Source organism: Chlamydia sp. 17-3921 (assembly GCF_902705545.1).
Taxonomy (GTDB): Bacteria; Chlamydiota; Chlamydiia; order Chlamydiales; family Chlamydiaceae; genus Chlamydia.
The window spans coordinates 73,930-75,228 of the sequence record NZ_CACSHH010000014.1; the positions used below are offsets into that span (position 1 = coordinate 73,930).

The following is a 1,299-nucleotide window of genomic DNA, read 5'->3' on the forward strand; positions in this document are numbered from 1 at the left end:
GATTTTAATATAAAAGTTTTTCTTTTTTTATTATTTTTTATATAATTAAACTCTTTTATTAAATGTTTTAGATTTTAAAATGTGTCCCATTTTTTCATGTTATGAAGAATTTACAGATGCAACTAACAAATGGCCTTTACCACTACGTACTCTTGTTATAGGAAGACGTTATGACTATTCAGAGCTTGAGCATTCTCCTAATAGAATCTTGCCTTTTAAAAGTATGTCTATTATCTGCAGGCTATATCGTAGCCTCCCTATAATTTCTACAACTGCAGGGATTATTCGCCTTATAGAAGTTGAGGCAGGACCCGTACATCCAAAAGATTATCATTTTCGCAATGTAGAAATACTTTGTGGAGTTACAGAACTTTTAGGATTGGGCATTCTACTACTTGCTCTTGATGTTTTACGCTGCTTCTTAGCACTTATTCTCAGTTTTTTTTCAACAACGATCTATGCCATAGCTAAAAAAATTCCATGCCTTTCTCATAAAAACTTTTTAAGAATCTCTGATTTTTCAGAGTATTTAGGAAAAATTAGCGATGATCTTCTTTAAAGATGATCTTTCTACTATAAGAACGTCCTATGAAAGCTATAACGGGACAAGAAAGAATTATCGCACACCATTTCATAAGTAAAGCCAAAAACATTACATGTGCAAGGTTTGTTATAATTCCATACAACCCTAGAAAGGAAAACATTAAGGTATCTATCATCTGAGATACTAATAAAGATAAGATGTTACGAATTCCGAAATATCGGTACTGAAAAAATTTCTGAGACCAAGTAAATAACTTTCCATCTACGGTCTGAACTATCATCATGGTCACTAGAGAAGCCACAATAAGACGCGGAGTAGGAGAAAAAAGAGCTTGAAAGTGTTTTTGAGTTGTGTCGTAAACAGAAGGTATTAGAGATAAATGAAGCTGTGACAAGATGAGAAAAGCAATAGTTATAGCCCAAGACCCCAGTACAGCTTCATTTACACTTTCACAATCATAAAGCTCTCTAGCATAATTTAAGCTAGTTAATAAACCAGTCATATAAACATCTGCAGCAGTGACATCAAGAAGCCCTAGACGCACCTGTTTCAAAACAAAAATATTCATGATAATAGAGAGAAGAGATAACCACCCTGTAAGCCAGTTCTTCCCTTTAGAGGCAAAAAAAATTCCAAATGAAGTGACAACTACAATTTGGATTCCAAACAAGACTTCATTTATACCCATATTATCAACTAAAATTTTTCTGATTAGATATAAAAAACCCTCTAAAATCATAAGAGGACTTTTAAGT

The 1,299-nt window shown here is 32.9% G+C and carries 2 protein-coding genes; one reads left to right on the forward strand and one right to left on the reverse strand.

What is annotated here, in order from left to right:
- The first annotated feature begins 79 nt into the window (after nt 1-79).
- Entirely contained in the window at nt 80-559 is a 480-nt protein-coding gene (locus tag JMS40_RS03805; RefSeq protein WP_201456952.1) for a hypothetical protein, read from the forward strand.
- On the opposite strand, the gene JMS40_RS03810 is transcribed toward JMS40_RS03805, so the two are convergent.
- Nucleotides 540-1,232, reverse strand: a complete 693-nt coding sequence (locus JMS40_RS03810; protein ID WP_201456953.1) for a queuosine precursor transporter — start codon at nt 1,230-1,232, stop codon at nt 540-542. The two genes, JMS40_RS03805 and JMS40_RS03810, sit on opposite strands and share 20 nt — an antisense overlap.
- Between the last annotated feature and the right edge of the window lie 67 nt (nt 1,233-1,299).